This window comes from Sphingobacterium sp. LZ11T8 (genome assembly GCF_024261425.1).
Lineage (GTDB): Bacteria > Bacteroidota > Bacteroidia > Sphingobacteriales > Sphingobacteriaceae > Sphingobacterium.
On the sequence record NZ_JANBZY010000002.1, the window covers coordinates 380,686 to 405,552 of the forward strand.

General features: G+C 39.3%; 22 protein-coding genes and 2 tRNA genes. 9 read left to right on the top strand and 15 right to left on the bottom strand.

Annotated features, from left to right (window positions below):
* The first annotated feature begins 345 nt into the window (after window positions 1–345).
* From ppk1 to NLF99_RS06625, 3 genes are all read left to right on the top strand, one after another.
* Window positions 346–2,478 (top strand): polyphosphate kinase 1, encoded by a 2,133-nt coding sequence (gene ppk1 / locus NLF99_RS06615; protein WP_214648411.1) that lies wholly within the window; start codon window positions 346–348, stop codon window positions 2,476–2,478.
* Window positions 2,479–2,533: 55 nt separating this feature from the next.
* Window positions 2,534–3,604, top strand: a complete 1,071-nt coding sequence (locus tag NLF99_RS06620; protein ID WP_254527271.1) for a PA0069 family radical SAM protein — start codon at window positions 2,534–2,536, stop codon at window positions 3,602–3,604.
* Between the two features lie 117 nt (window positions 3,605–3,721).
* The gene (locus NLF99_RS06625; protein WP_254527272.1) at window positions 3,722–4,114 is read left to right on the top strand and encodes a hypothetical protein; all 393 of its coding nucleotides are present in this window, start codon (window positions 3,722–3,724) and stop codon (window positions 4,112–4,114) included.
* Between the two features lie 78 nt (window positions 4,115–4,192).
* Here NLF99_RS06625 and NLF99_RS06630 read toward each other — a convergent pair whose 3' ends face one another.
* From NLF99_RS06630 to NLF99_RS06640, 3 genes are read right to left on the bottom strand one after another with little or no spacing between them, the layout of a single operon-like run.
* Window positions 4,193–4,801, bottom strand: coding sequence for a hypothetical protein (locus NLF99_RS06630; protein ID WP_254527273.1), 609 nt, complete (start codon window positions 4,799–4,801; stop codon window positions 4,193–4,195).
* A gap of 9 nt (window positions 4,802–4,810) precedes the next feature.
* The gene (locus NLF99_RS06635) at window positions 4,811–5,437 is read right to left on the bottom strand and encodes a DUF502 domain-containing protein (RefSeq protein ID WP_254527274.1); all 627 of its coding nucleotides are present in this window, start codon (window positions 5,435–5,437) and stop codon (window positions 4,811–4,813) included.
* A 1-nt stretch (window position 5,438) separates the two neighbouring features.
* Entirely contained in the window at window positions 5,439–7,874 is a 2,436-nt protein-coding gene (locus NLF99_RS06640) for a bifunctional UDP-N-acetylmuramoyl-tripeptide:D-alanyl-D-alanine ligase/alanine racemase (protein ID WP_254527275.1), read from the bottom strand.
* A gap of 69 nt (window positions 7,875–7,943) precedes the next feature.
* On the opposite strand from NLF99_RS06640, the gene NLF99_RS06645 reads away from it, so the two are divergent.
* The 3 genes from NLF99_RS06645 to NLF99_RS06655 all read left to right on the top strand — a co-directional run bounded on the left by NLF99_RS06645 (window position 7,944) and on the right by NLF99_RS06655 (window position 8,662).
* Window positions 7,944–8,435, top strand: coding sequence for a regulatory protein RecX (locus tag NLF99_RS06645; protein WP_254527276.1), 492 nt, complete (start codon window positions 7,944–7,946; stop codon window positions 8,433–8,435).
* 64 nt (window positions 8,436–8,499) lie between these two features.
* Window positions 8,500–8,572: transfer RNA gene (locus NLF99_RS06650), tRNA-Gly, on the top strand.
* 5 nt (window positions 8,573–8,577) lie between these two features.
* Window positions 8,578–8,662 (top strand) — tRNA-Leu (locus NLF99_RS06655).
* 106 nt (window positions 8,663–8,768) lie between these two features.
* On the opposite strand, the gene NLF99_RS06660 is transcribed toward NLF99_RS06655, so the two are convergent.
* On the bottom strand, window positions 8,769–9,155 hold the full coding sequence (locus NLF99_RS06660; protein WP_254527277.1) for a hypothetical protein: 387 nt from the start codon (window positions 9,153–9,155) through the stop codon (window positions 8,769–8,771).
* Window positions 9,156–9,610: 455 nt separating this feature from the next.
* Here NLF99_RS06660 and katG point away from each other — a divergent pair, with 455 nt between their 5' ends.
* A complete protein-coding gene (katG, locus tag NLF99_RS06665; protein ID WP_254527278.1) occupies window positions 9,611–11,890 on the top strand; it encodes a catalase/peroxidase HPI in 2,280 nt (759 codons plus the stop codon).
* A gap of 225 nt (window positions 11,891–12,115) precedes the next feature.
* Here the strand turns inward: katG and NLF99_RS06670 are convergent, their stop codons facing one another.
* The 4 genes from NLF99_RS06670 to NLF99_RS06685 form a co-directional block, all read right to left on the bottom strand.
* Window positions 12,116–12,373 carry a hypothetical protein gene (locus NLF99_RS06670; RefSeq protein ID WP_254527279.1) on the bottom strand — a complete coding sequence of 86 codons (258 nt, stop codon included), beginning with the start codon at window positions 12,371–12,373 and terminating at the stop codon, window positions 12,116–12,118.
* 64 nt (window positions 12,374–12,437) lie between these two features.
* On the bottom strand, window positions 12,438–13,700 hold the full coding sequence (gene icd, locus NLF99_RS06675) for an NADP-dependent isocitrate dehydrogenase (protein WP_254527280.1): 1,263 nt from the start codon (window positions 13,698–13,700) through the stop codon (window positions 12,438–12,440).
* A gap of 17 nt (window positions 13,701–13,717) precedes the next feature.
* Window positions 13,718–15,853, bottom strand: coding sequence for a cation:proton antiporter (locus NLF99_RS06680; RefSeq protein ID WP_254527281.1), 2,136 nt, complete (start codon window positions 15,851–15,853; stop codon window positions 13,718–13,720).
* A 108-nt stretch (window positions 15,854–15,961) separates the two neighbouring features.
* Window positions 15,962–17,179 (bottom strand): ABC transporter permease, encoded by a 1,218-nt coding sequence (locus NLF99_RS06685; RefSeq protein ID WP_254527282.1) that lies wholly within the window; start codon window positions 17,177–17,179, stop codon window positions 15,962–15,964.
* A gap of 92 nt (window positions 17,180–17,271) precedes the next feature.
* Here NLF99_RS06685 and fmt point away from each other — a divergent pair, with 92 nt between their 5' ends.
* A complete protein-coding gene (gene fmt / locus NLF99_RS06690) occupies window positions 17,272–18,204 on the top strand; it encodes a methionyl-tRNA formyltransferase (RefSeq protein ID WP_254527283.1) in 933 nt (310 codons plus the stop codon).
* Here fmt and NLF99_RS06695 read toward each other — a convergent pair.
* The gene (locus NLF99_RS06695) at window positions 18,201–18,407 is read right to left on the bottom strand and encodes a helix-turn-helix transcriptional regulator (protein WP_093096784.1); all 207 of its coding nucleotides are present in this window, start codon (window positions 18,405–18,407) and stop codon (window positions 18,201–18,203) included. The genes fmt and NLF99_RS06695 overlap by 4 nt on opposite strands.
* Before the next feature lie 301 nt (window positions 18,408–18,708).
* On the opposite strand from NLF99_RS06695, the gene NLF99_RS06700 reads away from it, so the two are divergent.
* Window positions 18,709–19,569, top strand: a complete 861-nt coding sequence (locus NLF99_RS06700; RefSeq protein ID WP_093096797.1) for an RNA polymerase sigma factor RpoD/SigA — start codon at window positions 18,709–18,711, stop codon at window positions 19,567–19,569.
* A gap of 135 nt (window positions 19,570–19,704) precedes the next feature.
* Here NLF99_RS06700 and NLF99_RS06705 read toward each other — a convergent pair whose 3' ends face one another.
* From NLF99_RS06705 to NLF99_RS06730, 6 genes are all read right to left on the bottom strand, one after another.
* On the bottom strand, window positions 19,705–20,034 hold the full coding sequence (locus tag NLF99_RS06705; protein WP_093096800.1) for a helix-turn-helix domain-containing protein: 330 nt from the start codon (window positions 20,032–20,034) through the stop codon (window positions 19,705–19,707).
* 106 nt (window positions 20,035–20,140) lie between these two features.
* On the bottom strand, window positions 20,141–21,511 hold the full coding sequence (locus tag NLF99_RS06710; RefSeq protein WP_185212238.1) for a UDP-N-acetylmuramate--L-alanine ligase: 1,371 nt from the start codon (window positions 21,509–21,511) through the stop codon (window positions 20,141–20,143).
* A complete protein-coding gene (gene prmA / locus NLF99_RS06715) occupies window positions 21,512–22,354 on the bottom strand; it encodes a 50S ribosomal protein L11 methyltransferase (RefSeq protein ID WP_254527284.1) in 843 nt (280 codons plus the stop codon).
* Between the two features lie 3 nt (window positions 22,355–22,357).
* A complete protein-coding gene (tpiA, locus tag NLF99_RS06720; protein WP_254527285.1) occupies window positions 22,358–23,125 on the bottom strand; it encodes a triose-phosphate isomerase in 768 nt (255 codons plus the stop codon).
* Between the two features lie 23 nt (window positions 23,126–23,148).
* Window positions 23,149–24,351 carry a putative sugar nucleotidyl transferase gene (locus NLF99_RS06725; protein ID WP_254527286.1) on the bottom strand — a complete coding sequence of 401 codons (1,203 nt, stop codon included), beginning with the start codon at window positions 24,349–24,351 and terminating at the stop codon, window positions 23,149–23,151.
* A gap of 75 nt (window positions 24,352–24,426) precedes the next feature.
* Window positions 24,427–24,675 (bottom strand): type B 50S ribosomal protein L31, encoded by a 249-nt coding sequence (locus NLF99_RS06730; protein WP_093096812.1) that lies wholly within the window; start codon window positions 24,673–24,675, stop codon window positions 24,427–24,429.
* Between the last annotated feature and the right edge of the window lie 192 nt (window positions 24,676–24,867).

Sequence of the window (24,867 nt, forward strand, 5' to 3'; positions counted from 1 at the left end):
TTTTCTTGGATGCTCTTTTATTTTGTCAGTTTTATAACTCCCTATGTTATTCGAAAATTATTGACCAATCCCTCACCATGTTACTAAATAGTTTATTTATTAATTATTATTTACAGTTATTTTATCTAATTTTAACCGACAATTAATTGAAGGTAATTATTAATCCGTAAATACATAAAAAGTTCAAGTTAAAATCTGGCAAATAGTTATAAAAATCAAGTTTAGAGAGGCTAAAGAGGTAGAGACCCTTAGATTAAATTAATATCTTTTGTCTTCCCTGATTATTTAATAATTTGATATTAATTTATTAACTTTTACCAAATAAAGCTCGAACATCTTTGAGCTATGATGATAGATAGAGAAATGGCAAGCAAGTTTATCCCGAGAGATATTAGTTGGTTAAGTTTTAATGGTCGAGTTTTACAAGAAGCTGCGGATCCAACAGTCCCCTTACATTTAAGAATTAAGTTTTTGGGAATCTTTTCCAATAATCTCGATGAATTTTTCAGGGTTCGGGTAGCCGCACTAAAAAGGGCAGCTGAAATAAACACGAAGGAGTCCAATGGCTATTTCTACAAAGCTCCAGCGATCATTCTGGAGAAGATTACGGAAATCGTGATCAAGCAACAGCGGAAGTTTGACAAGATCTGGAACCAAGTGCAGCGAGAAATGGCCAAACAAAAGGTCTATATCAAGTCTGCAGAGGACTTAAGTCCTACCCAATTGGAGTTTGTCAAGAATTATTTTGATGAAGAGGTGGAAACCAATATTATTCCTTTGATATTGGATGAGAGTAAGCCTATGCCGTACTTAAGGGACAAAAGTCTATACCTAGGGATTGCCATGTATAAAGATGATTGGCAATATGACACCAAATTTGCCATTATCGAACTTCCATCCCGTCAACTTGGGCGATTTGTAATCTTGCCTTCGGCAAAAAACCAAAAGGACATTATCCTGGTAGAGGATATTGTCAAGGTAAACCTACCGTATATATTCTCCTACTTTGGGTTTGATGAGTTTGTGGCAAACACCTTTAAGGTAACCAAAGATGCCGAGTTTGATTTAGATAACGATGTCAACACTTCTTTTGCGGATAAAATCAGTAAAGGAATCAAGACCAGAAGGAAGGGTAAACCGACCAGATTTGTTTTCGATCAGGAAATGGACCCTAAGTTATTGGATCTATTGATCAAGAAATTGAACTTTAGCAAGAAGGACTCCATCATTCCAGGTCAGAAGATCCATAACTTTAAACACTTCATGGATTTCCCAGATGTGTTCAAGTCCTATCAGAAACCGGAAGAACGCCGATCATTTGAACATCCCGATTTCACGGGGCTGGACCGAGTAACCGACATTATACAGAAGAAAGATGTCCTACTCTCCTTCCCTTACCATGAGTTCCGTCCGATGATTGATCTATTGCGTGAAGCGGCGATGGATCCCGATGTAAAATCGATCAAGACTACCATCTATAGGATGGCCAGCAATTCCAAGATTGCCAATGCCCTAGTCAATGCGGCAAGAAATGGCAAGGAAGTTACGGTTATGCTGGAACTACGTGCAAGATTTGATGAAGAGCATAACCTGGAGTGGAAGGAGCGCTTTGAGATGGAGGGGGTAAAAGTCTTGGTTGGCGTGCCAAACAAGAAAGTACATGCCAAACTTTGTATCATCAAAAAAAGGGTACAGAACAAGACCATTCAGTATGGTTTTGTGAGCACGGGCAATATCAATGAAAAGACCGCCAAATTATATGGAGATTATTGCCTGATGACCAGCAACAAGGGTGTAATGGCTGACATCAACAAGATTTTCAATGCTCTGCAAAAACCGAAGGTCCCAATAGAACAACAGATCCATCACAATAAACATCTGATGATCTGCCCTTTTGATATGAGATTGCAATTATCGGCCCTGATCGACAAGGAAATTGCAGAGGCAAAGGCAGGAAGGCCAGCACGAATTATCATTAAGATCAATTCGCTGAGTGATAAGGAATCTATCAAAAAGATCTATGAGGCTTCTTCTGCGGGAGTTCAGGTGGATTTAATCGTTAGAGGGATATTCTGTGCAGTGAACCAGCGAAAATTTGCAGTTCCATACAATGCAATAAGCATTGTTGACGAGTTCCTGGAACATGCCCGCGTATTCTATTTTTATGCGGCAGGAAAGGAACTGACCTATATTTCTTCCGCTGACCTGATGACCAGAAACCTCGATCATCGTATTGAGGCTGCAGTTAAGATCAGCAGTAAAAAGCTAAAACATGAGCTTTTGGATATGCTCGAAATCCAATTGCGCGATAATGTCAAGGCTAGGGTCCTGAACAACAAACAGAACAATGAGTATGTCCGCAACGATGACCCAATCTGTAGGTCCCAGATCGAAATCCACAATTATTTAAAGGCAAAAACTGATGACCAAGAGATCAAACAAGTGGAAGCCACGGTATTAGAACCCGTAGAAGAATAAAAGACATTTTTTATTTTGCTAATATTTTTAGTATTTTAGTAAAAATATTGGTGAGATGGAAAATGGATTTATTTCAGGGAGAGGTGCGCAAAAGAATATACACAATGTATTTTCTAAGCTTAGTTATACACAAGATCATACAGAAGGGATCGATGATTGGGAACAGGATATTCCGAATACCCAGTTTACCATCATCCACCCGAAGACCATAGTCAACAAGGTAAGCAGTCCTGATGTGGGGATGGAATATTCCGCCAATCCATATCAGGGCTGTGAACATGGTTGCATTTATTGCTATGCAAGAAACTCCCATCAATATTGGGGCTACAGTGCTGGACTAGATTTTGAAAGCAAGATTTTAGTCAAGTCCAACAGCCCAAAACTGTACCGTGATTTTATAACCCGAAAGAATTGGGACGGAACCCCTATTTCACTTTCTGGCAACACAGATTGTTACCAACCCTTAGAGCGCAAGTTTAAGCTCACCAGAGCTATCTTAAAAATTTCGCTGGAACATGGTCAACCTGTAGGGATCATTACCAAAAACAGCCTAGTATTGCGTGATCTGGACATCTTAATGGAGATGGCGCAGAAAAACCTCTGTATGGTCTTTGTTTCCATCAATTCCTTGACCAAGGAGACCCGTTCAAAAATGGAACCTCGGACGGCTACTGCCCAACAACGGCTCAAAGTGATCGAAACCCTTTCGAGCAATGGCATCCCTGTGGGAATCATGTGCGCTCCGGTCATACCTGGCCTTACTGACCATGAAATACCCAAGGTATTAAAAGCAGCTGCTGCTGCAGGTGCACAATGGGCAGGATATACCGTGGTCCGCTTAAATGGTGAAATTTCAAAGATCTTTGAAGAATGGCTGAACAAAGCCTATCCAGATCGTGCCAATAAGATTTGGCACAGCATTCAGGCATGCCATAACGGTAAAGTAAATGATAGTGAATTTGGAAACAGGATGAGAGGTACAGGACAGATTGCTGAAATTATCCGAGATAGTTTCAGACTTCATTGCAAGAAGAATAAATTGAACCAAAGTATGTTTGAATATGACCTCTCACACTTCAAAAAGCAACAAAATCCCCAATTAAACCTATTTGAAACATTAGGTTAAGGAATGTTAAAATTATGTTAAAATAATGTTGTAACAGCTATGTTGCGACCTGCTTGGCATATCCTTTGGACATAGTGTAGCGATAAACTATAGAAAAACGATAAAATAATTTGCACTATGAAAAAATCAATGAAATTACTGAGTCTATTGTTTGTGGTATTGTTCGCAGTTTCTGCATGTTCAAAGGACGATGATCCGGCAGATAACGACATATTTGTGGATGAATACAAAGGAAAAATCAGTTATGTTAACAAAAACGATAGTGAGAAAAACGTACCTTCAACAGATGGTAAAGTAACAGTCACCAAAGTTGGTGGTTCTAATTACTCCTTTATCTTTGATAGTGACATTCCAGATATCTTGAATGTTAAGATGCAAAAAGGGGATAACAATAAACTGTTCTTAGAAGACGGAAAACTTGGACTGATTTCCATTGATGCTGATCAGTTGACAATTGGATACACTACAGATGAAGGAGAAACTTGGACAGCCAATTGTAAAAGAGACTAAAACTTCGATATATACAGATTAATTTAACTTAAAAAGAGCAATCAGATTGATTGCTCTTTTTTGTATGAGTAAATGTTATCAGTCTCTTTTAAGCTTTATCAGTAGGGTAATTTTAAAAAGATTGGAATTGCTATTGATAAAGAGATTGTAATCATCTGCATACTCCAAGAACAACCTACTTTCCAATTGCTTGACCCTAGGATCATCAGCCTGATTGCTTAGGTAATGGTTTACGCGGTTACTGACCTCTAGACTTAGCTGCTGTGCCTTTACCTTTAACTTTAGTTTCATGGGAAAATTCTGCATGCTATTGTATCCATTGATCATTGCATTCTGCACAATCGGAAAAAGCAGCAACGCTGGTATTTTAGCCTCAACATCTTCAATAGCTATATCTACCATATGGTAATGTTCGGAACTGGAAAGTCCGGCATACAAGTCAATAAATTTTGAGAGCAATTTGCTTTCTTCATCTACCGAGTGTTTGGTGTTTTTTGAAATGGCCAATACCTCCTGTTGGTATTCCTGGTACTTGCTTTTCAGGATACCATTCTCAGTCGATTGATTGTAATACAACTTCGAAAGTTCCCTTTCGGTCTGCGCATTCAAAAAACTAAGTTCAGCATCTGAATACAAAAGTTTGTATTCCAGCTCCTTGATGTTTTTTGAATTATTTTTCCAAAACATGGTTTTCTATTAATTCTGTTCTTTCTTGGACTCCTTTTTACCTTCCAAACCGCTTACCCCTCCAGAAACCACTAATTTCATGGCATCAGTAGCGGAAATATTCAACTTGGTCACTTTCTCCGAGGAAACAACCACGACCTGTCCGGCTACGGAGTAGGAATAAGGAAAATAAACGATTACTTCACCAGGGAGGTTGATGATATGTAAATCTTTCTGGGTCAAGAAACCAATTTTTTTAAGGCCAAATTCGTTTACTTCAACCAAAACAGGTTCATTGAATTTTTTGGCATCGCCCACAAAGGCTTCCGTAAAATCCTTGATGGAAGAATATAAGGTATTGAACAATGGAATCTTACTGATCGTCCTGCTCAACCAATTCCGGATGGGTGCAGTAACCAATGTAGTAAAAATAAAACCTATCAATGTCAATAAAAGAATGACCGAGACAATCCCTAATCCTGGTATATAAAGCGGTTTCCCGGTTTCATCAACCAAAAAATGTTCTGTAATATTTAATGCGCCATCCAATGTCGCCACCAACCAAACGATCACGAAAATCGCTCCGGCAACAGGTGCTACGACCAGTGTTCCTTTAATGAGGTAATAAAAGAATTGTTGAAAAAATTTAGTTATCATTTTACTCGTAATAATAGACTCGTTTTACTCGACTTGAAATATTGACCAGCAGTTCATATGGAATCGTACCGATATCGGAGGCTGCTTGCACTATGCTTGGAAAGACCAGGACCTCATCTCCTACCTGAACATTTTGTCCGGTAACATCCAACATGCACATATCCATACAGATATTGCCGACTGTGGGTGCAAGGAAACCATTAATTTGCATTTTTCCAACTGAATTACCAAATCGGCGGGAATAACCATCCGCATAACCGATTTTTACCGTAGCGATTTTACTGTCCCTTGATAGAACTCCTTTTCGGTCATAACCAACGGTCTCCCCTGCCGGTAAATTCTTGATCTGGGTCACGGTAGTCTTGAGACTACTGACCTGTTCAAGGGTAGGCAAATTCTTATCCATATCCACACCGTAAAGCCCTATGCCCAAACGGACCATATCCAAATGGGCCTTTGGCCAACGGACAATCGCTGAAGTATTGGCTACGTGTTTTATAAAGGTATAGCCCAACCCACTTTCTAATTGCTTTGCTGCAGCTAGATAGGTTGAGATCTGTGATTCGGTAAAGGGATCTTGGCCTGGATCGCCTGATGCCACTAAATGGGTAAAGAACGACTGCACTTTGACCTGATTTTGACCTTTGAGTTTTTCCAGCACTGCGGGAATCTCTGAAGGAAAGAAGCCAAGCCTGTGCATTCCGGTATCCAATTTCAGGTGAATCTTGAAATCACTGATATTCTGTTCCTTCAGGAATTCTAAAAACTCATCCAGAAAATCCATACTGTAGACTTCGGGTTCAAGATTATGCTGGATCAAGGATTGGAAGGTGTCGCGATCTGGGCTTAAGACCATGATTGGCAAAGCGATGCCAGCAGTCCTTAATTCTACGCCTTCATCTGCAAAGGCAACGGTCAGGTAATCGACCTTGCTGAATTGCAAGAGATTTGCCACTTCAAAACTTCCACTGCCATAAGAGAAAGCCTTTACCATGGCCATAAGCTTGACGTTCTTAGGGATCAATGAGCGATATAACATCAGGTTGTTTGAAATTGCATTCAAATTGATCTCAAGAACCGTCCCATGAGACCTTAAGGCCAACCTTTGTACTACACGTTCGAATTGATATTTTCGCGCACCCTTGATCAGGATACTTTCATTACTGAGATCCAATTCGGCCAAATGGTCCAGAAATTCTTCAGTACTGGAATAGTCCTTTATGAGATCTATTTCAATATCCTTAAACCATGGGTATCTGTTACCAACCCAAATGAACTTTTGGAGTTGGGAAGAATTCAGCAAGGCAATCAGTTTTTGCTGTAATTTTTCACTTTCAGCCAATCCTTCCATTTCAGAAAGGATTAGCGATTTGCTGCTGTGTTGGTTCTGTTGATTTAAAAACTCCAGGGAAATCTTTAAAGATGCGAGGTCATTGGAATAGGAATCATCGATAATCGAACTATTATTGATCCCTTTCTTTAATTGCAGCCGCATTTCAAGTGGCTTAAGGTTTTGGATCCTTTCGACGATGGTCTCTGGATCGTAACCCATAAAATACATGCAAGCTATACAGCTCATTATGTTTTCGATGGATGCGCGGTCGGTAAAAGGAACCTGGCATATGCAGATAACCTCACCTATCCTGATCTTTAGTTTACTGAGTTGGCTATGGGTCTCTTCATGGATCAATTGGATCTGATCCATATCCGTTCTTCCCCAGGTTACCAAGCGGATTTTGGGATCGATATCTTCTCTTTCGATATATTCAGATCCGGCGACTAAGGTTTCCACCTCGGAAAAAAGTTTCATTTTTTCCTTTAATTTCTCTTGCTTGCTTGAGAAATTCTGGGAATGCGCCACTCCAATATTAGTGAAAATTCCAATATTAGGTTGTATCATCTGTTGTAAGCTGGACATTTCACCAGGTTCACTGATTCCAGCTTCAATTAGGGCAAGATCATATTGTGGTCCCAAGTTCCATAAGGATAATGCGACCCCAAGTTGGGAATTATAGCTTTTGGGACTTTGGTAAACTTTCTTTTCTGGAATCAACAGCTGAAATAACCAAGCTTTGACTATAGATTTACCATTACTGCCGGTAATTCCAATTATCGGGTAATGGAATTGCCTTCTATGGTATGAAACCAGTTCTTGCATAAAATGCAATACATGATCGACCTGAATGATATTGACATCGTTTTTATCCTCCAGAAAGGCTACGGAATGGGAGACAACGAAGTTACGGATCCCTTTCTTATAGGCATCTGGAATAAAATCATGACCATCACGAGTGGCTTTTAGGGCAAAGAATAGAGATTCATCAGGATTGTTTACCTTACGGCTATCGTATACTAGTTCGCTGATTTTAGACGTTAAATCATTTGATATCAAAGGTTTTATATTTAATTCCTCGCAAATAAATTTAATAGTATACATGATTCTGCAAATAAAGAACGAAGTTCATCATTTTTTTTAAAAGTTCATCATTTTTTGAAGATTTGCATTATGGATGAGCCTATTAAAAAACAGAGAACCTATACTCCCCTGGAAGCCAAGCGGAAAGCCGAATCCTATTGTGCCTATCAAGAGCGATCACAACAGGAAGTTCGTGACAAATTATACCAATGGGGTTTACATAGTAAGGATGTTGAAAATATTATCAGCTACCTGATTGAAAATAATTTCCTCAATGAGGAGCGTTTTGCGAAGGCCTATGTCCTGGGGAAGTTTAGGATAAAAGGTTGGGGCCGCATCAAGATCATGCAGGGATTGAAATTGAAACAGGTTTCAGCTCCCTTGATCAAGATTGCGATGAAGGAGATCGACCCGAACGATTATTTTGAGAAATTGAGGTCGATCTTGGTGAAGAAATCGGCCTTAATTAAAGAGTCAGACTCCTATAAACATAGAAATAAACTCTATCAATATGCCTTGGGCCGAGGGTATGAAAATAATTTGATCTTAGAGATACTGAAAGACAATGGATTGGGGGATTAATGAAATATTTTTGAAAAAATAATTTTAGGATTTCAATTTTCTCTCTATATTTGCACCACGTCAAGCGAAAGTAGCTCAGTTGGTAGAGCACAACCTTGCCAAGGTTGGGGTCGCGAGTTCGAATCTCGTCTTTCGCTCAGTTGCCTAGGTGGTGGAACTGGTAGACACGCAGGACTTAAAATCCTGTTCCCGTTAAGGGAGTGCGGGTTCGATTCCCGCCCTAGGTACAGAAAAAAGCCGCTTATAGCGGCTTTTTTAGTATAACAGTATTTAGTACTTAGTATTTAGACCTGAACCTGCTATTCTTATTCCTCATATTGTTTATGTAAGATGCTAGAATTTTTGCCAGGTCGAGTTGGTAGCTATCCCCTTCTTTTGCCTGTTCTTTTCGATATTTTCCCAATCCTTATATTCAAAATGTATAGAGTTTTTTAGATAATTGTTCCACCTCCAAAAACATAGCGGATTAATTTTGTACAGTCGATACAGCTTTTGATTTTCTTTGGCTGGAGATGTTTCTTTTATAAATTGTTTAAAGCCAAACATTGAAAACGCTGGGCTTTTAAATGAAAAATGCTGTGTCGTTGTATACGACCCATCTAAGTTAGCATATCTGAAATGCCCCTCATCCAATCGATGAGCGACATACTTATTGATTACAGGTAAATTGGGAATCAAGAGAATAGTGACAAGAACTATAACAATTGGTTTCTTTTTCATAGCATTTAATTTAGTTATATAGAGCAATATTAATCGGGGCTTATCATACTGTCATTGAAATACCATATAAAATAACGAAAAAGCGCTTATTATATTTTGATTTTGCAATGGAGTATTAACTAATTTTTAAACCTGATAGCTCTACTCTTGCCTGATCTTCTATCCTTACCTTAGACCTTCTATTGTACCTGAGACCTCTATCTTATCTGATCCTCTTGAGCGTTTCCTAAGTGCGTTTTCCAAAGTTTAACTATATTAAAATTCCTCTCAAACTATTAATTTTTTCATTGATGTTACATAGATAAAATCTATCAAGACGCATGATAATCTTAGGTTTTATTTATCTATCTTTAGTTAAATTTAAAGCAGGAGGCAAAGAATTTATGCCTATGCACCTTGATGTTCAATTAAATACGATTTAACTTAAATATTATATAGAAAATAAATTCAGAGATATGGAAAATGGAAATGACATCAGCAAATGCCCATTTCATAATGGAAGTGCTAAACAGAATTTGACGGTTGCGGGCGGAGGAACCACAATTTCAGATTGGTGGCCCAAAAAATTAAAGGTTAGTTTATTGCGTCAGCATTCAAATCTATCTGATCCGATGGATCCAGATTTTGATTATGCTGAGGAATTCAAGAAATTGGATCTAGAGGCAGTAAAACAGGATCTTCATGCTTTGATGACCGATTCGCAGGATTGGTGGCCTGCCGACTTTGGTCATTACGGTGGTTTATTCATACGTATGGCATGGCACTCAGCGGGTACCTATAGAGTAGGTGACGGTCGCGGTGGTGCTGGAACAGGACAGCAGCGATTTGCTCCTTTGAACAGCTGGCCAGACAACGTGAGCTTGGATAAAGCAAGGAGATTATTGTGGCCAATCAAACAAAAATACGGCAAGAGACTTTCTTGGGCAGACTTATTGGTACTGACCGGAAATATAGCCTTGGAATCTATGGGATTTAAGACCATTGGTTTCGCAGGTGGTCGTGTGGATGCCTTTGAACCCGATGAGGATGTATACTGGGGATCTGAGGATACTTGGTTAGGTGGCGATGTAAGATATTCGCATGGTTCAGAAGGAATCGTAGATAAAGACCATGGTGTGCTATCGGGGGAAGAAAAAGCGGATGGCGATGTGCATTCCAGGGATCTGGAGAATCCATTGGCGGCAGTTCAAATGGGATTGATCTATGTAAACCCAGAAGGTCCAGATGGTAATCCTGACCCGCTATTGGCTGCGAAAGATATCCGTGATACCTTTGGCCGTATGGCGATGAACGATGAAGAAACCATAGCGCTTATTGCAGGTGGTCACTCATTCGGAAAAACCCATGGTGCCGGTCCAGCGGACCATGTAGGCAAGGAACCGGAAGCTGCAGGTTTAGAAGATCAAGGTTTAGGTTGGAAAAGCACCTATAATTCAGGAGTTGGTGCAGATGCTATCACTTCTGGCCTGGAAGTAATCTGGACAGAAACGCCGACACAATGGAGTAATAATTTCTTTGAAAACCTATTTGGGTATGAGTGGGAATTGACCAAAAGTCCTGCCGGTGCATTCCAATGGGTGGCAAAAGATGCTGATGATGTTATTCCTGATCCATTTGATCCTAATAAAAAACGTAAGCCAACGATGTTAACGACGGATCTTTCCTTGAGGGTTGATCCTGCTTACGAAAAAATATCACGTAGGTTTTTAGAAAATCCAGATGAATTTGCTGATGCATTTGCAAAAGCATGGTTTAAGTTGACCCATAGGGATATGGGGCCACGCTCCCGCTATCTAGGCCCGGATGTACCTGCTGAAGAATTCCTATGGCAGGATCCAATTCCTGAACTTAACCATGAAACGGTTAACGAAGCGGATGTAGAAGACCTTAAAAACAAGGTATTATCTTCAGGTTTAAGTGTTTCTGAATTAGTTTCCACAGCTTGGGCATCAGCCTCCACTTTCCGTGGTTCTGACAAACGCGGAGGTGCCAATGGTGCACGTGTTCGTTTAGCGCCTCAAAAGGACTGGGCAGTAAACAATCCAGCGCAATTGAATAAGGTATTGGGCGTATTGGAAAATATAAAAGACCAATTCAACCAAGCACAAACCACAGGCAAGAAGCTGACCATTGCGGATTTGATTGTTATTGCGGGTAATGCAGGGATTGAAAAAGCAGCTAAAGATGCTGGAAACGAAGTTAAAGTTCCATTTACTCCAGGTCGTATGGATGCTTCGCAAGAGGAGACCGACGTGGAATCTGTAGGGTTCTTAGAGCCTATCGCTGATGGTTTCAGAAATTACAAGAAAAGAAAATACACTTCAAGTACTGAAGAATTATTGATCGACAAAGCTCAATTATTGAATCTTACAGCTCCTGAATTAACCGTTCTTTTAGCAGGTATGCGTGTATTGGATACTAATTTCGACGGTTCTAAAGATGGTGTTTTCACTGATCGTCCAGGTCAATTGACCAACGACTTCTTGGTAAACTTGCTTGACATGAATACTTCCTGGAAAGCAGCATCTGAGGACAAAGAGCTATACATTGGTACGGACCGCAAGACTGGCCAACCGAAATGGACAGGAACTAGAGCCGATCTAGTCTTTGGATCCAACTCTGAGCTCCGCGTCGTAGCTGAGGTTTATGCAAGTGCTGATGCACAAGAGAAATTCGTTAGGGATTTTGTGAAAGCATGGACCAAAGTGATGAATGCTGATAGGTTTGAGATATAGTACAGAGATTTGAGATGTGAGATATATGAGATAGAAACCGGAAATTTAAGACGACACAGGGATTGAAACATGTCTTTGTTTTAATGTCTTATGTCTTATGTCTTATGTCTTATGTCTATTTTATAGATATAGTTGACACGGTTAATATCTCAATACTCAAATCTCATATCTCGATACTGCTGCTATAAAATAGAAAAGAGTGGAATCCTTCCACTCTTTTCTATTTTATAGCAGCATAAGTTTCCATGCCTCTTCTACCCTTCCTTGATTAAGGAATTCTTTGGCTTTGAGGAGTTGGTGTGTTATGCGGGTGCTTTCATCGCCGATAAAGGCGTTTAATAGTTCCTGGATTTCGGGTTCGTATTTGAAGCTGTCGATTTCTCCGTCCGTGGGGATTGCTTCAATACTGGCCAATTGTTCAAGTTCCTGCACATTGAAGACGCCTGAAGAGCTGATAAAATTTGGGATATCTGATTTTTGCATAAATAATGGTTCAAAAAAAGCTGAACCTTGTAAAGTTCAGCTTTTATGCATGAAATGCAAAGTATTAAATCTTTTCGATGATCTTATCTGCGAATTCCGATGTTTTGAGAAGTGTTGCTCCTTCCATCAAGTTATAGAAATCTACGGTAACCGTTTTATCCTTGATGGTTTTTGCCAATGCAACAACAATGGCATCTGCAGCTTCTATCCAGCCCATGTATTCCAGCATCATAACCCCACTAAGGATTACAGATGAAGGATTCATGGTATTGGTATTTGCGAACCTTGGTGCAGTACCATGTGTCGCTTCAAAGATGGCATGGCCGGTCTTGAAATTAATATTCGCTCCGGGGGCAATTCCAATTCCTCCTACCATGGCAGCCAAAGCATCTGAAATATAATCTCCGTTCAGGTTCAGGGTGGCAATCACATCATAATCTTGTGGTGCCAACAGGATCTGCTGAAGGAAGTTATCGGCAATAATATCTTTGATGATCAGTTTACCGGCTTGTTCAGCTGCTTTCTGCTCCGCATTTGCAGCATCCTGACCATCCTTAGCCTTGGTCTGTTCCCATTGGTTCCAAGTATAGACTTTGTCGGAAAACTCTTTTTCTGCCAATTCATAACCCCAGTTTTTAAAGGCCCCTTCAGTATATTTCATGATATTGCCTTTATGGACCAGCGTTACGGATTTACGTCCTTCTGCCAATGCAAACTCAATTGCCGCACGGATAAGTCGCTTTGATCCTTCTTCAGAGACAAACTTCAATCCTACCCCAGTACTGTTGCTGAAGTTGTAATCGACGTTTAAGTCATTCTTTAGAAAATCTTGGATTCTTTTGGATTCAGCGGTACCCGCTGCAAATTCAATTCCTGCATAGATATCCTCTGTATTCTCCCTGAAAACTACCATGTCCACTTTTTCGGGATGTTTTACCGGCGAAGGAACGCCTTCATACCATTTTGTGGGGCGTTGGCAGACATATAGATCTAACTCTTTTCTCAATGCTACATTCAAGGAACGAATACCTCCTCCAATTGGAGTGGTTAATGGTCCTTTGATCCCTACCAAGTATTCCTTGAAAACATCCAAGGTTTCTTCTGGCAACCAGCTTCCGGTTTCATTGAAAGCTTTTTCTCCAGCAAGGACCTCTTTCCAATTTATTTTACGCTTTCCAGCATATAGCTTTTGAACTGCTGCATCAAAAACCCTTACTGAAGCTTTCCAAATATCAGGACCGATTCCATCGCCGATAATAAAAGGTATGGTAACCTGATCGGGAACTAATAATTTACCTGTTGAATCTATACTGATCTTATTTGACATAATAATCTGATTTATTGTTATTTATCTTTACTAAACATATTCCCAATTTCACGGCTGATCCTTCTAAAGATCGGCGCAGTTTGGATATCTTCGTATTCATCAATATGTTGGTCCTCAAGACGAGAAGGAAAGATTAATAGTAAGTTCTGATTTTTATAGTACTTCCCTACTCTCTTTGCAAGTCCGTCCAATGAATCTCGATAGGAAACATCACCATATCTAGCAGAAACAAAGACTAACATCGAGTCGGCATTGCTAAATGTTGCCAATCCATAGATGTTGTCCCAATCTTCATAGTGTTCAAAAGTTGCAGGAACACTAGATTTCAGGGAATCCAGCATCTGGATGATGGCCTGATGACTTCTATGATTACATACGAAGGTAATAGGCAGGGTCAATTCGGATGCCAACTTGGTCATTTTCTCCATCCAATAAGCGAATCCTACTTCAGATTCAGCTAATGGCGGAACGAAAACGGTGATGGACTTATTGGTAATGAACGGTTTCTCGATCCTGCACATCATCAAGGTAGAGTCTGTTCGGTTCAGGATACTTTCGGTTTTTTCACCTACGATCTTTTCAACAAAGCTCGTTGCACTTGGCCAACCTAAGATTAGACAGTCTGCAAAAGCTTCTTTGGATGCCCTACTGATCCCATTTGCAATATTGAAATCGACCTTGGTCTGCAATTCGACCTCCGTTTCTGAACCTGAGGCGTATCTCGCCATTTTATCCAGGTTCTGCCTAGCTTGATGCAGGTTTCTCTCGGCCAATTCATCATTAGGCACGACACTTAGGATATTCAATGGATGCGGAGATTTCTTTGATTTGACCAAGGTGGCAAAATCTAGGATGGCTTCCATATTATTCAGGTTCGCAATAGGGATGACGATCTGCTCGTCATGCTCTTCCACATGCTCGATATGTTCTTCATGCTGTCTTCCTTCCAATACAATTTTCTTGGAAGCATTTTCAGTGACTATAGATGCTATGATACAGCTGACAAGAATCAGCATAATCGTACCGTTCAGGACATTCTCATCAATAATATCATTATTATATCCGACCATAATAATAGCCAAAGTCGCAGCCGCATGGGCATTACTTAAGCCAAAGATCAGGTTCCTCTCGTTGGTAGAATATTTGAAAGCCCATTGGGTCGCCGTAGCTGCCAAGAACTTACCTACGATACCTACCAAGGTCAATGCACCGGCTACATAAAACACAGTCAATCCCGAGCTATTGGTAATCACACCAATATCGACGATCATCCCTACGGAAATCAAGAAGAATGGGATAAATATTGCGTTACCAATAAATTCGATCCGGTTCATCAGAGCGGATGAATGGGGAATCAGTTTATTTAATGCCAATCCGGCAACGAATGCTCCGATGATGGGTTCAAGGTTTGCCATCTCGGCAAGGAAAGCAGCAAAGAACACCACGGTAAGCACGAAAATATAATGTCCAGTTTTTTCACTTTCCACCTTTTCAAAGAACCATTTCGCAATTTTTGGAATGACGCCGAACATGATAAATAGGAAAATCGCAAAGGAAATACCTAGGGTTACCCAGAATTCATTGTTGATATCACCCTGTGAAGCACCTTTGATGACAGCCAAAATGATCAACACCGCGGTATCCGTTAAGATGGTTCCCCCAATGGTAATAGCAACGGCCTCGTTCTTCGAAATACCGTAACGGTTAACAATAGGATAAGAAACCAAAGTATGGGTGGCAAACATGCTCGCAATCAAAATACTGGTGAGCAGGCTATAGTCCAAGACATAATAACAGACCGGAAATCCAATGGAAATTGGGATAATAAAGGTGAAAAGACCGAACATGGCAGACTTGTGCTTGGTCTTTTTGAATTCGTTCATGTCTAGCTCCAAACCTGCAATAAACATGATGTAAAGTAATCCAATGGTAGAAAAAAGGTCTACAGCGGAATTCTTTTCCAACCAGTTCAGTCCATGCGGGCCAATGATCATCCCTGAGATAATCAGTCCTATAATACCTGGGACTTTGATGGGTCTCAGTAATATGGGTGACAATAAAATAATGAAGAGTACTAGAGAAAATATAAGCACCGGATTAGTTAGTGGTGCTTCGAACGCGTGGATTAAGTGGTCAAAAATTTTGTCGCTCATATAATTATTTCTGTAAGTCAATACAATTGAAAACTGAGATTGTTTTCATCGGAAAGATAATGAAAATTAAGGTAAATAATGATTAGGGCCAGTAATTTGGCAAGAATGTTACTTGAATTGTATGGTCTTAATCGGTGATATCCGCGAGATCAACATGGATGGAATAAACAAAGTGACCAAGGCAATGCCAATGAGTGAAACATTTAGCCATAAAACTGCCATCCATGATATTTCCATGGGCACAAAGGAAACATAATAGATACTTGGATCGAGCTTGAAAAAATGCGTACTGGTCTGGAATGCGTATAAACCTAAGGCTACCAGATTGCCAAGGACAAGTCCGTAACCGATCAGGTATAATGAATTGTACAGAAATACAGTCCTGATCTTTGTGTTTCTCATCCCTAATGCCTTAAGCATCCCTATCATCGGTGATCTTTCCAAAATGGAGATCAATAATGCTGAGATCATGTTGATGACTGCCACCACCACCATCAGAACAAAAATAATATTGTCGTTCATGTCGAGCATATTCAGCCAATTGAAAATATCCTGCATTTGCATGACAACATTGGTAGCATATAGACTTACCCCCAAATTATTGTTTAGCTCATCTGTAGTTTTAAAGAGTTGGTTAAAGTCCCTAACACGGACTTCATAACCACCAGCTTGATGATCCTCGAGATTGTTCAACCTTCTGATCAAGGGAAGCGAACCGATCACATAAATTTTATCAAGTTCCTCGGAGTTGGTGGAGAAGATTCCTTTGACAACAAATTTCCGTTTCCTCACCGGCTCTTGGATGAAGTACATGATAAAGCTTTCACCAACTTTCAGATGGAGCCTATTGGCCATCAAGGAAGAAATCAAGAGTTGATTATCGGCATCTTCGGCAGAAAAGTTTATGGTATCGCCTTCAAGGATTGTTTTGGACAGAAAGTCTTGGTCATAGTCTTTATCGATCCCTTTCATCAGGACTCCTTCAACCTCCCCCTTCACATTCATGATACCGGCCTTGGTAGCAAAAGGATAAACCTCTAAAACATTGGGATTTTGTTTGATTCGAGCTAATTGCTTTTCGTCCATTGAAATTGGGGAATTGACATAGGAGTCATTTTGTTCATTCTTGAGGATAATGATATCACCAAAAAAGCCCCTTTGTTTTTCCGTAATTTCGCTTTTGAATCCATTAAGGATTGCTACAGCAAGAATAATAGCCATAATAGCCAAGGCCAAAGCCCCAATAGTGACGCGCACGATTAATTTGGAAAACGTACGGTTTCCTTCAAGTGTGATCCTCTTGGCTAAGAAATATGGAAAATTCAAGCTTAAATTAAATTTGTAACTTCGCAAAGTTAATAAAATTTGTCGTCCAACAATAAGGATGTCTTAGCATCCTTAAGGTAATTTATTCATATATGCGTATTATATTTATGGGCACCCCAGACTTTGCAGTTGCTTCGTTGAAAGCATTGATCGATGCGGGCGAAGAAGTGGTTGCAGTAGTTACGGGTCCTGATAAGCCTGCAGGAAGAGGCCAGAAAATCCATGAATCCGCTGTAAAGCAATTTGCGGTATCACAAAACATCCCTGTGCTTCAGCCGCAAAAATTAAAAGACCCCACATTTTTGGAAGAATTAAAATCCTACCGTGCAGATTTGCAAGTGGTGGTTGCTTTCAGAATGTTACCTGAATTGGTCTGGAACATGCCCGCAAAGGGAACAATCAATGTACACGCCTCACTACTGCCAAATTATCGCGGAGCAGCTCCAATTAATCACGCAATTATTAACGGTGAAAAAAGTTCAGGTGTCACGACCTTCTTATTGCAGCATGAAATTGATACTGGGAACATCCTATATTCGACAGAAGTCCCTATTTCCGACACCGATAATGCCGGAGACCTTCATGACAAATTGATGGTTGCTGGAGCAGAATTACTGATAAAAACCGTAAATGCCATAAAAACAGGCAACATCAACCCAATCCCACAGGATGATTTAGGGGAGAATTCAGAATTAAAGCATGCTCCTAAAATCTTTAAAGAGGATTGCCTGATCGACTGGAATAAAAGTACGGAAGAAATTTATAATTTAATCAGGGGACTCAGTCCATATCCAGCGGCATTTACCCACTTAGATGGCAAGGTCTTAAAGATTTATTCGGCTGAAAAAGAAATTACGGGACACAATGATTTACCTGGTTCTTACCTATCGGATGGAAAAACGAGTTTGAAATTTGCAACTGGAGACGGTTATCTAAAACTTACTGAAGTACAAATTGAAGGAAAGAAGAGAATGTTAGTTAGTGATTTTCTTAGGGGCTTTCGCTTGGACAAATTGACAGATTAATCTTCTACATACTTAAAAATATCACCAGGCTGACAGTCTAAGGCTTTGCAAATCGCATCCAACGTACTGATTCGTATTGCTTTAGCCTTTTGGTTTTTAATTATGGAAAGGTTGGAAAGTGTGATACCAACTTTTGCGCTCAATTCATTCAGAGACATTTTTCTCTGAGACATGATTTCGTCTAAATGAACAATTATAGGCATAACAGATCTATTTTTGCTTTTGAATAATATTATTGATGAAAACAATTCATGTTTCGATTTGTTTTATAACGAGAAAAAGGAAAATGAAATACGCAAGAAAAATTAGTTAAATGTGTGTTAAATACTTGTAAATCGGCGAGATTGACAGGTTTTTGGAATGATTTTTGATGTTAGTATAACATCAACTCACCACAGATAACTAACTCATAATGAGTTAATAAATTACAATAAGATTAGAAATAATTGGGATAAATTCGTTATGTTTGCAAACATTTCAGAAAAGAAAGGTTTATTTATTTAGATGAGACAGCTCAAAATTACACAATCCATCACCAACCGTGAATCGCAATCACTAGACAAGTATTTGCATGAAATCGGCAAGGTAGATTTAATTTCGGCAGAAGAAGAGGTTATTCTAGCTCAAAGAATTCGTGAAGGCGATCAGGTTGCTTTGGAGAAATTAACAAAAACCAACTTACGTTTCGTAGTATCCGTTGCAAAACAATACCAGAATCAAGGTTTGACCTTAGGGGACTTGATCAACGAAGGGAACTTAGGCTTAATAAAAGCAGCAAAGAGATTCGATGAGACAAAAGGGTTTAAGTTTATTTCTTATGCAGTTTGGTGGATTCGTCAATCAATTTTACAGGCAATTGCTGAGCAATCTCGTATCGTTCGTTTACCATTGAACCAAGTAGGGTCCTTAAGCAAAATCAGCAAGGCCTTTTCAAAATTGGAGCAAGAATATGAGCGTGAACCATCTCCAGAAGAATTAGCGGATATTTTGGAAACCACGGTTGACAAAGTTTCGGATACATTAAGTAATTCTGGACGTCACGTATCTATGGATGCACCATTTGTACAAGGTGAAGAAAACACCCTATTGGACGTTTTGGAAAACAGCGACCCTGACACTGACAGTTCATTAATCGATGAGTCTTTATCGGAAGAAATCAAAAGATCGTTGGCTACTTTAACAGAGCGCGAAAGAGAAATCATTGTATTGTTCTTCGGATTAGGATCAAACCATCAATTGTCATTGGAAGAGATTGGAGAGAAATTCAGCTTGACTAGAGAGCGTGTGCGTCAAATTAAAGACAAGGCGTTACAGCGTCTGAGACACACCTCTAGAAGCAAGATCCTAAAATCATATTTAGGATAATAAGAGACTTTATGATTTAACAATAGGAATGCGCAAGTAAAATTGCGCATTTTTTTTGTTTAATATTTTTTCACTGAAAATAAAAAAAAGCCTAGCACGCAATGTACAAGGCTTTTTCCTTTAGAAATAATTTTGTTATTTCTTATGTAATTGTTCGTATAAGTCAATTACCTTTTTTTGCAAATCGATAACTTCTACTTCACGTGCTTGAAGACGTTTTTGAAGCTCGTTTACTTCATTCTGAATTTGTTTGTCTTCTTCAGGGTCTGAAGTAGACAACAATTGTACAAGAGATAATCCAAACAATTTAGAAATTTGGTTTAATCTCGATAAATTGACATCAGTAATTCCAGTTTCAATCTTAGAAAAAGCGGGAATCGAAATATCTAGCCTTTTTGCTACATCCTCCTGACTCCATCCTTTTTGATGTCTAAGTAATCTAATTTTTTTTCCTAATGCATTCATGGGTAAAATGTAAAATATTTATTTATTAAGTAATTATCAAATTTAAACAAATAAAGTAAATTTCAAAATCCCATTATTAAAATTTTAAAAAAATTCAGAAAGAATGTTAAAAATTTCTCAAAAATTTATCTGCAAAACTACTCATATTTACTCCATTGTAGTTGTTTGAACTCATAAACAGCAAATTATACCCATTAGACTTAAAAGTCTCCAAAAAATCCTCTAAATCAGACATTTGCGTGATCACATGGAAGGAAGGATGGTTAAAAGCTTCAGTTAAACGCCAAATTAAGTTATCTAAAGCAATATTTTTTTCCTTTATAAGTGATGTATTAACGAATACGACAGCGAAATCCGATTCATTCATCGAATTTGCGTATTCCGTAATAAACTCAGAGTCAAGACTGTCGTATGCATTTAATTCAATGACAGTTACCAATGCCTGATTCGGGAATTGTTCCTTAACGGCATGGATACTGGACCGCAGTTTACTTGGCGTGTGTGCAAAGTCCTGATATACTACACTTCCGTTCTGGCTGGCGACAAACTCAAGGTACCGGATTGAGCTCTTAAAATCCTGGATTGCGCCATAAAACTCATCTCGCTTCACTCCTAGCCACTCACAAACCGTGAAAGCCCCAGCAATATTGGATAGATTATGTTTTCCGAAAACCTTTAGGGGAATATTCTCATCGGCGACATGGATGTATGTTACGCCTTTGTTAATGGTATACTCTGGCAATTTATAACCATGGCGATTTATTTTGATATCCATGGTCTTTTCGACCACTTCTCTGGTGTTTTTATCGTCCTTGTTATATATTAGCGTGCCTTTAGGTACAATCGTACGTATAAAGTCCTCAAACTGCTTAAAATATTCTTCTTCTGTGATAACGGTTTTAAAGTGATCCCAATCAATACCACTGATCAAGGCAATATTGGGCTTATATTTTAAGAATTTTGATTGTTTATTAACTGCTGAAGCATAATACTCATCCCCTTCAATAATCATTAAATTATTTTCAGGATTCAATTGCAGAAGGTCATCAAATCCTTCCAACTGAGCCCCTACCAGATAATCGAAATTCCGTCCCAGTTTTTTCAGGACATGCATGATCATACTGGTAATGGTTGTTTTACCATACGTACCGGCGATGACAACACGTGTTTTCTCGGCACTCTGTTCATAGACAAATTCAGGGAAAGAGTAGATCCTGATCCCTAAATCCTTAGCTTTTTGTAGTTCAGGATTGTTTTCATCGGCATGCATCCCCAAAATTACAGCATCAATATCTTCTGTAATCTTTTCCGGGAACCAACCAAGCTCTTTCGGCAACAAACCAGCTTCACGAAGCTGAGATTTCGAAGGCTCTACGATTTGATCATCAGAACCCGTTACTTGATGGCCTTGTTCAGCTAAATTAATAGCTAAATTATGCATGATACTTCCGCCTATGGCAATAAAATGAATGCGCATTTAGTTTGCTTTAATGAATTTGGCTGCACACCAGGTATCCAGCACTTTTTTTTCTACAAATTGAAAACCTAAGCTTTCAGCTTTGTTCTTTAAGATTTCTAAATCCTCACCATCATAAAAACCGGAGATGTACAACTCTCCAGGATTTTCAAGGTCAGCAAAATATACATCAAATTGATCCAACAAGATGTTCCTATTGATGTTTGCCAATATGGTATTAAATTTCTTGCCTTCTATTGCCTCTTTAGAGCCCAATTTAGCTTCAATATTGTCTACATGGTTCAGCAGCTTGTTTTCCAAGACACTTTCCACACAGATGGGGTCAAAATCAACGGCAAGAATATTCGATGCCCCTCTTTTAGAAGCCAGGATCGCCAAGATCCCAGTTCCGCAGCCCATATCTAAAACAGCCTTGCCATCAAAATCGTTTTCCAAGATGTACGAAAGCATCATGGAGGTAGTTTGATGATGGCCTGTTCCGAAAGACATTTTCGGATCAATGATGATCTGATACGGATATTCAGGCTTATCCTCATGGAAAGTAGCCCGAACATAACATTGATCATCGACTACAATAGGACTAAAATTGCTTTCCCAAACTTGGTTCCAGTTCTTGTTCTCCAATTCTTTCACCACATAGGAAATGTCATAGCCTTCTGTTTCGGCGACCAAAACAGTCTCAAGAGCCTGGATATCCAGGTTGGCAGCTGGAATATAAGCAACAAAACCTTGGTCTTGATCCTCGAAAGTATCAAAACCAAGGTTTGCCAATTCAGCTATAAGCAAATCCTTTTGCCATTCCTCAATATTGGAGGATGTAAAAGCAACTGCTGTATACTTCATATTTTAAGCGTTAAAAACGTTAATAATTTGCAAGAAATCACGTGATTTCAATGATGCACCACCGATCAATCCACCGTCGATATCAGGCTGAGAGAATAGGCTCTGTGCGTTTGATGGATTGGCACTACCACCATAAAGAATGCTAGTATTGTCAGCAACCTCTTGACCAAACTGATCAGCTAAGGTTTTACGGATAAAAGCATGGACTTCTTGAGCTTGCTCAGGGCTAGCTGTCAATCCAGTTCCGATTGCCCAAACCGGCTCATAGGCCAAAACGATGTTTTTAAAAGCTTCTGCATCTAAGTGGAACAAGGCTTTGCTCAATTGTGTTTTGATCACATCAAAATAAGAACCCGACTCACGCTCATCCTTAGTTTCACCGATACAGAAAATAGGCTTAAGATTATGCTTAAGTGCGGCATCAACTTTCTCTGCCAAAAGCTCATCTGTTTCACCAAAATAAGCACGGCGTTCAGAGTGTCCCAAAATCACGTATTCTGCACCAGTAGATTTCACCTGCGATGCAGAGATCTCACCAGTATAAGCACCAGATTCGTGTTCATTGATGTTTTGAGCACCGATAGATACATTCTTGGTAGAAGCACTTAATTTAGAAATTGCTGCCAAATGGATAAACGGGCTACATACAACGACTTCTTGATTTCCAATCACCTCGTCCTTCACCATATTCACGATTTCTGAGAACAAGCTAATTCCTTGCTCATAATCCATGTTCATTTTCCAGTTTCCAGCTACAATATTTTTACGCATAGTGTTTTGTATTTATTATATGTTTAAGATTGATTTTCCACATGCAGGTATTTGACATCATCAAATATATATTTGAAAATGGAGAGATTGCTTTGCAGACTTTCCGAACCTGTTATTTGTTCCCTTCGCTCCATCATATTGATAAATTTCTCAAAAGTATAAGCAGTCGATTCTCTGTCGGTCAACCAACTGAAATCAGGCACAAATTTGGGAATAAATTTTGACATTGCAATCTGTGAGCCGACGCCAATTACGGACCCTGTTGTAAATGAAGAATTTATGGCACACATCGCATAGTCACCCATAAATAATCCACATTTATATTCACTGGTTTCACGGTAGCTAAGATCCTCATAATCAAACAACCGTACAAACTGCCAATTGTTTTTCAGATTCGAATTGGAGGATCCGGCTCCTATGTTGCAGCCTTCGCCGATCACAGAGCAACCTAAATAGCCTTCATGTCCTTTGGCACTGTTTCCCCAGATCACCGTATTATTGATTTCTCCGCAAACGGTGCTTCCCGGACCTATACTGGTATTTGGATATATCCTCGCTCCCGACTTCACCCTGGCAGCATCACCAATAGCCACATAACCCTTCAAAAACGCCCCTTCTTCAATCTTTGCATCCTTTCCTATATAAATAGGCCCTTCCAAGCTATTTAAACTTACTCCTTCCACCTGAGCACCCTCTTCAATAAATATCCAAGAACCAAACACCATGTTAGTCTCACTGATAGCAGCAGATTGGCGACCAGCGGTCAATAAATTATAGTCGAAAAGTAATTGGGATTTATTTTGAAGGAATATATCTTCCAGAAATCTTAAACAGTGTATTTCAGAAGATGACTTGATGGGATTGTAATTTTCAAATAGGTTTTCAAGGTCCAGACTAGGTTCGCTGGTCTTGATGGCGATCCATGAAGTTTCATCGACCAGCACATCTCCTTTTTCCATTGCTTTCAATTCTTTGACCAAGCTTTCAGAAGGCAGGACATTGGCCCTGATAAAAAGAAATTCAGGAGAATCCTGATGTTCAAAGGGATATTTTCCGGATAGATGATCAGCAGTAAAATAAGTTGCCGGAGATTGGAAAATATGCTCCCATTTTTCATTCAATGTACAAATACCTGTTCTGATATTGCCAACCGGACGGGTTGAAGCAAAAGGAAAGAGACGCTTACGCCAGTGCGCGTTATCAAATAAAACTATGGTTAGCGACATGAAATAAATGTACATAAAAAATCCCGACAAATAAACTTTATCGGGATAATATCAGTTTCTTTATAGTAAAGAATATTACTTTTTGTTGTAACGGCTACGGAATTTATCAATACGTCCAGCTGTATCAACCAATTTCATCTTACCAGTGTAGAATGGGTGTGATGTGTGAGAAATCTCTAACTTTACCAATGGGTACTCGTTACCATCTTCCCAAGTAATAGTTTCTTTTGTATCAACACAAGATTTAGTAACGAAAGCGTAGTCATTAGACATGTCTTTAAATACAACTAATCTGTAGTTTGATGGATGCAAATCTTTTTTCATTTTATCTTATGATTACTATATAATTCAACAATTGAGGTGCAAAGATAATTTATTTTTCATTCAAATACAAAAAACATAAACAAATTCATTTCCACACCTGTGAATAAGTTCTACTTGCCTTTGAATCAGCAAATACATTTCCGAGGATTTTCATCAGCAGAATTACAAAAGTAAACAAATCCCGTCAAATAC

What these genes read in the sequence shown, in the direction of transcription:
- ppk1 (WP_214648411.1), top strand. Translation starts at nt 346, where the DNA reads ATGATGATAGATAGAGAAATGGCAAGCAAGTTTATCCCGAGAGATATT.
- NLF99_RS06620 (WP_254527271.1), top strand. Translation starts at nt 2,534, where the DNA reads ATGGAAAATGGATTTATTTCAGGGAGAGGTGCGCAAAAGAATATACAC.
- NLF99_RS06625 (WP_254527272.1), top strand. Translation starts at nt 3,722, where the DNA reads ATGAAAAAATCAATGAAATTACTGAGTCTATTGTTTGTGGTATTGTTC.
- NLF99_RS06630 (WP_254527273.1), bottom strand. Translation starts at nt 4,801, where the DNA reads ATGTTTTGGAAAAATAATTCAAAAAACATCAAGGAGCTGGAATACAAA.
- NLF99_RS06635 (WP_254527274.1), bottom strand. Translation starts at nt 5,437, where the DNA reads ATGATAACTAAATTTTTTCAACAATTCTTTTATTACCTCATTAAAGGA.
- NLF99_RS06640 (WP_254527275.1), bottom strand. Translation starts at nt 7,874, where the DNA reads ATGTATACTATTAAATTTATTTGCGAGGAATTAAATATAAAACCTTTG.
- NLF99_RS06645 (WP_254527276.1), top strand. Translation starts at nt 7,944, where the DNA reads ATGGATGAGCCTATTAAAAAACAGAGAACCTATACTCCCCTGGAAGCC.
- NLF99_RS06660 (WP_254527277.1), bottom strand. Translation starts at nt 9,155, where the DNA reads ATGAAAAAGAAACCAATTGTTATAGTTCTTGTCACTATTCTCTTGATT.
- katG (WP_254527278.1), top strand. Translation starts at nt 9,611, where the DNA reads ATGGAAAATGGAAATGACATCAGCAAATGCCCATTTCATAATGGAAGT.
- NLF99_RS06670 (WP_254527279.1), bottom strand. Translation starts at nt 12,373, where the DNA reads ATGCAAAAATCAGATATCCCAAATTTTATCAGCTCTTCAGGCGTCTTC.
- icd (WP_254527280.1), bottom strand. Translation starts at nt 13,700, where the DNA reads ATGTCAAATAAGATCAGTATAGATTCAACAGGTAAATTATTAGTTCCC.
- NLF99_RS06680 (WP_254527281.1), bottom strand. Translation starts at nt 15,853, where the DNA reads ATGAGCGACAAAATTTTTGACCACTTAATCCACGCGTTCGAAGCACCA.
- fmt (WP_254527283.1), top strand. Translation starts at nt 17,272, where the DNA reads ATGCGTATTATATTTATGGGCACCCCAGACTTTGCAGTTGCTTCGTTG.
- NLF99_RS06695 (WP_093096784.1), bottom strand. Translation starts at nt 18,407, where the DNA reads ATGCCTATAATTGTTCATTTAGACGAAATCATGTCTCAGAGAAAAATG.
- NLF99_RS06700 (WP_093096797.1), top strand. Translation starts at nt 18,709, where the DNA reads ATGAGACAGCTCAAAATTACACAATCCATCACCAACCGTGAATCGCAA.
- NLF99_RS06705 (WP_093096800.1), bottom strand. Translation starts at nt 20,034, where the DNA reads ATGAATGCATTAGGAAAAAAAATTAGATTACTTAGACATCAAAAAGGA.
- NLF99_RS06710 (WP_185212238.1), bottom strand. Translation starts at nt 21,511, where the DNA reads ATGCGCATTCATTTTATTGCCATAGGCGGAAGTATCATGCATAATTTA.
- prmA (WP_254527284.1), bottom strand. Translation starts at nt 22,354, where the DNA reads ATGAAGTATACAGCAGTTGCTTTTACATCCTCCAATATTGAGGAATGG.
- tpiA (WP_254527285.1), bottom strand. Translation starts at nt 23,125, where the DNA reads ATGCGTAAAAATATTGTAGCTGGAAACTGGAAAATGAACATGGATTAT.
- NLF99_RS06725 (WP_254527286.1), bottom strand. Translation starts at nt 24,351, where the DNA reads ATGTCGCTAACCATAGTTTTATTTGATAACGCGCACTGGCGTAAGCGT.
- NLF99_RS06730 (WP_093096812.1), bottom strand. Translation starts at nt 24,675, where the DNA reads ATGAAAAAAGATTTGCATCCATCAAACTACAGATTAGTTGTATTTAAA.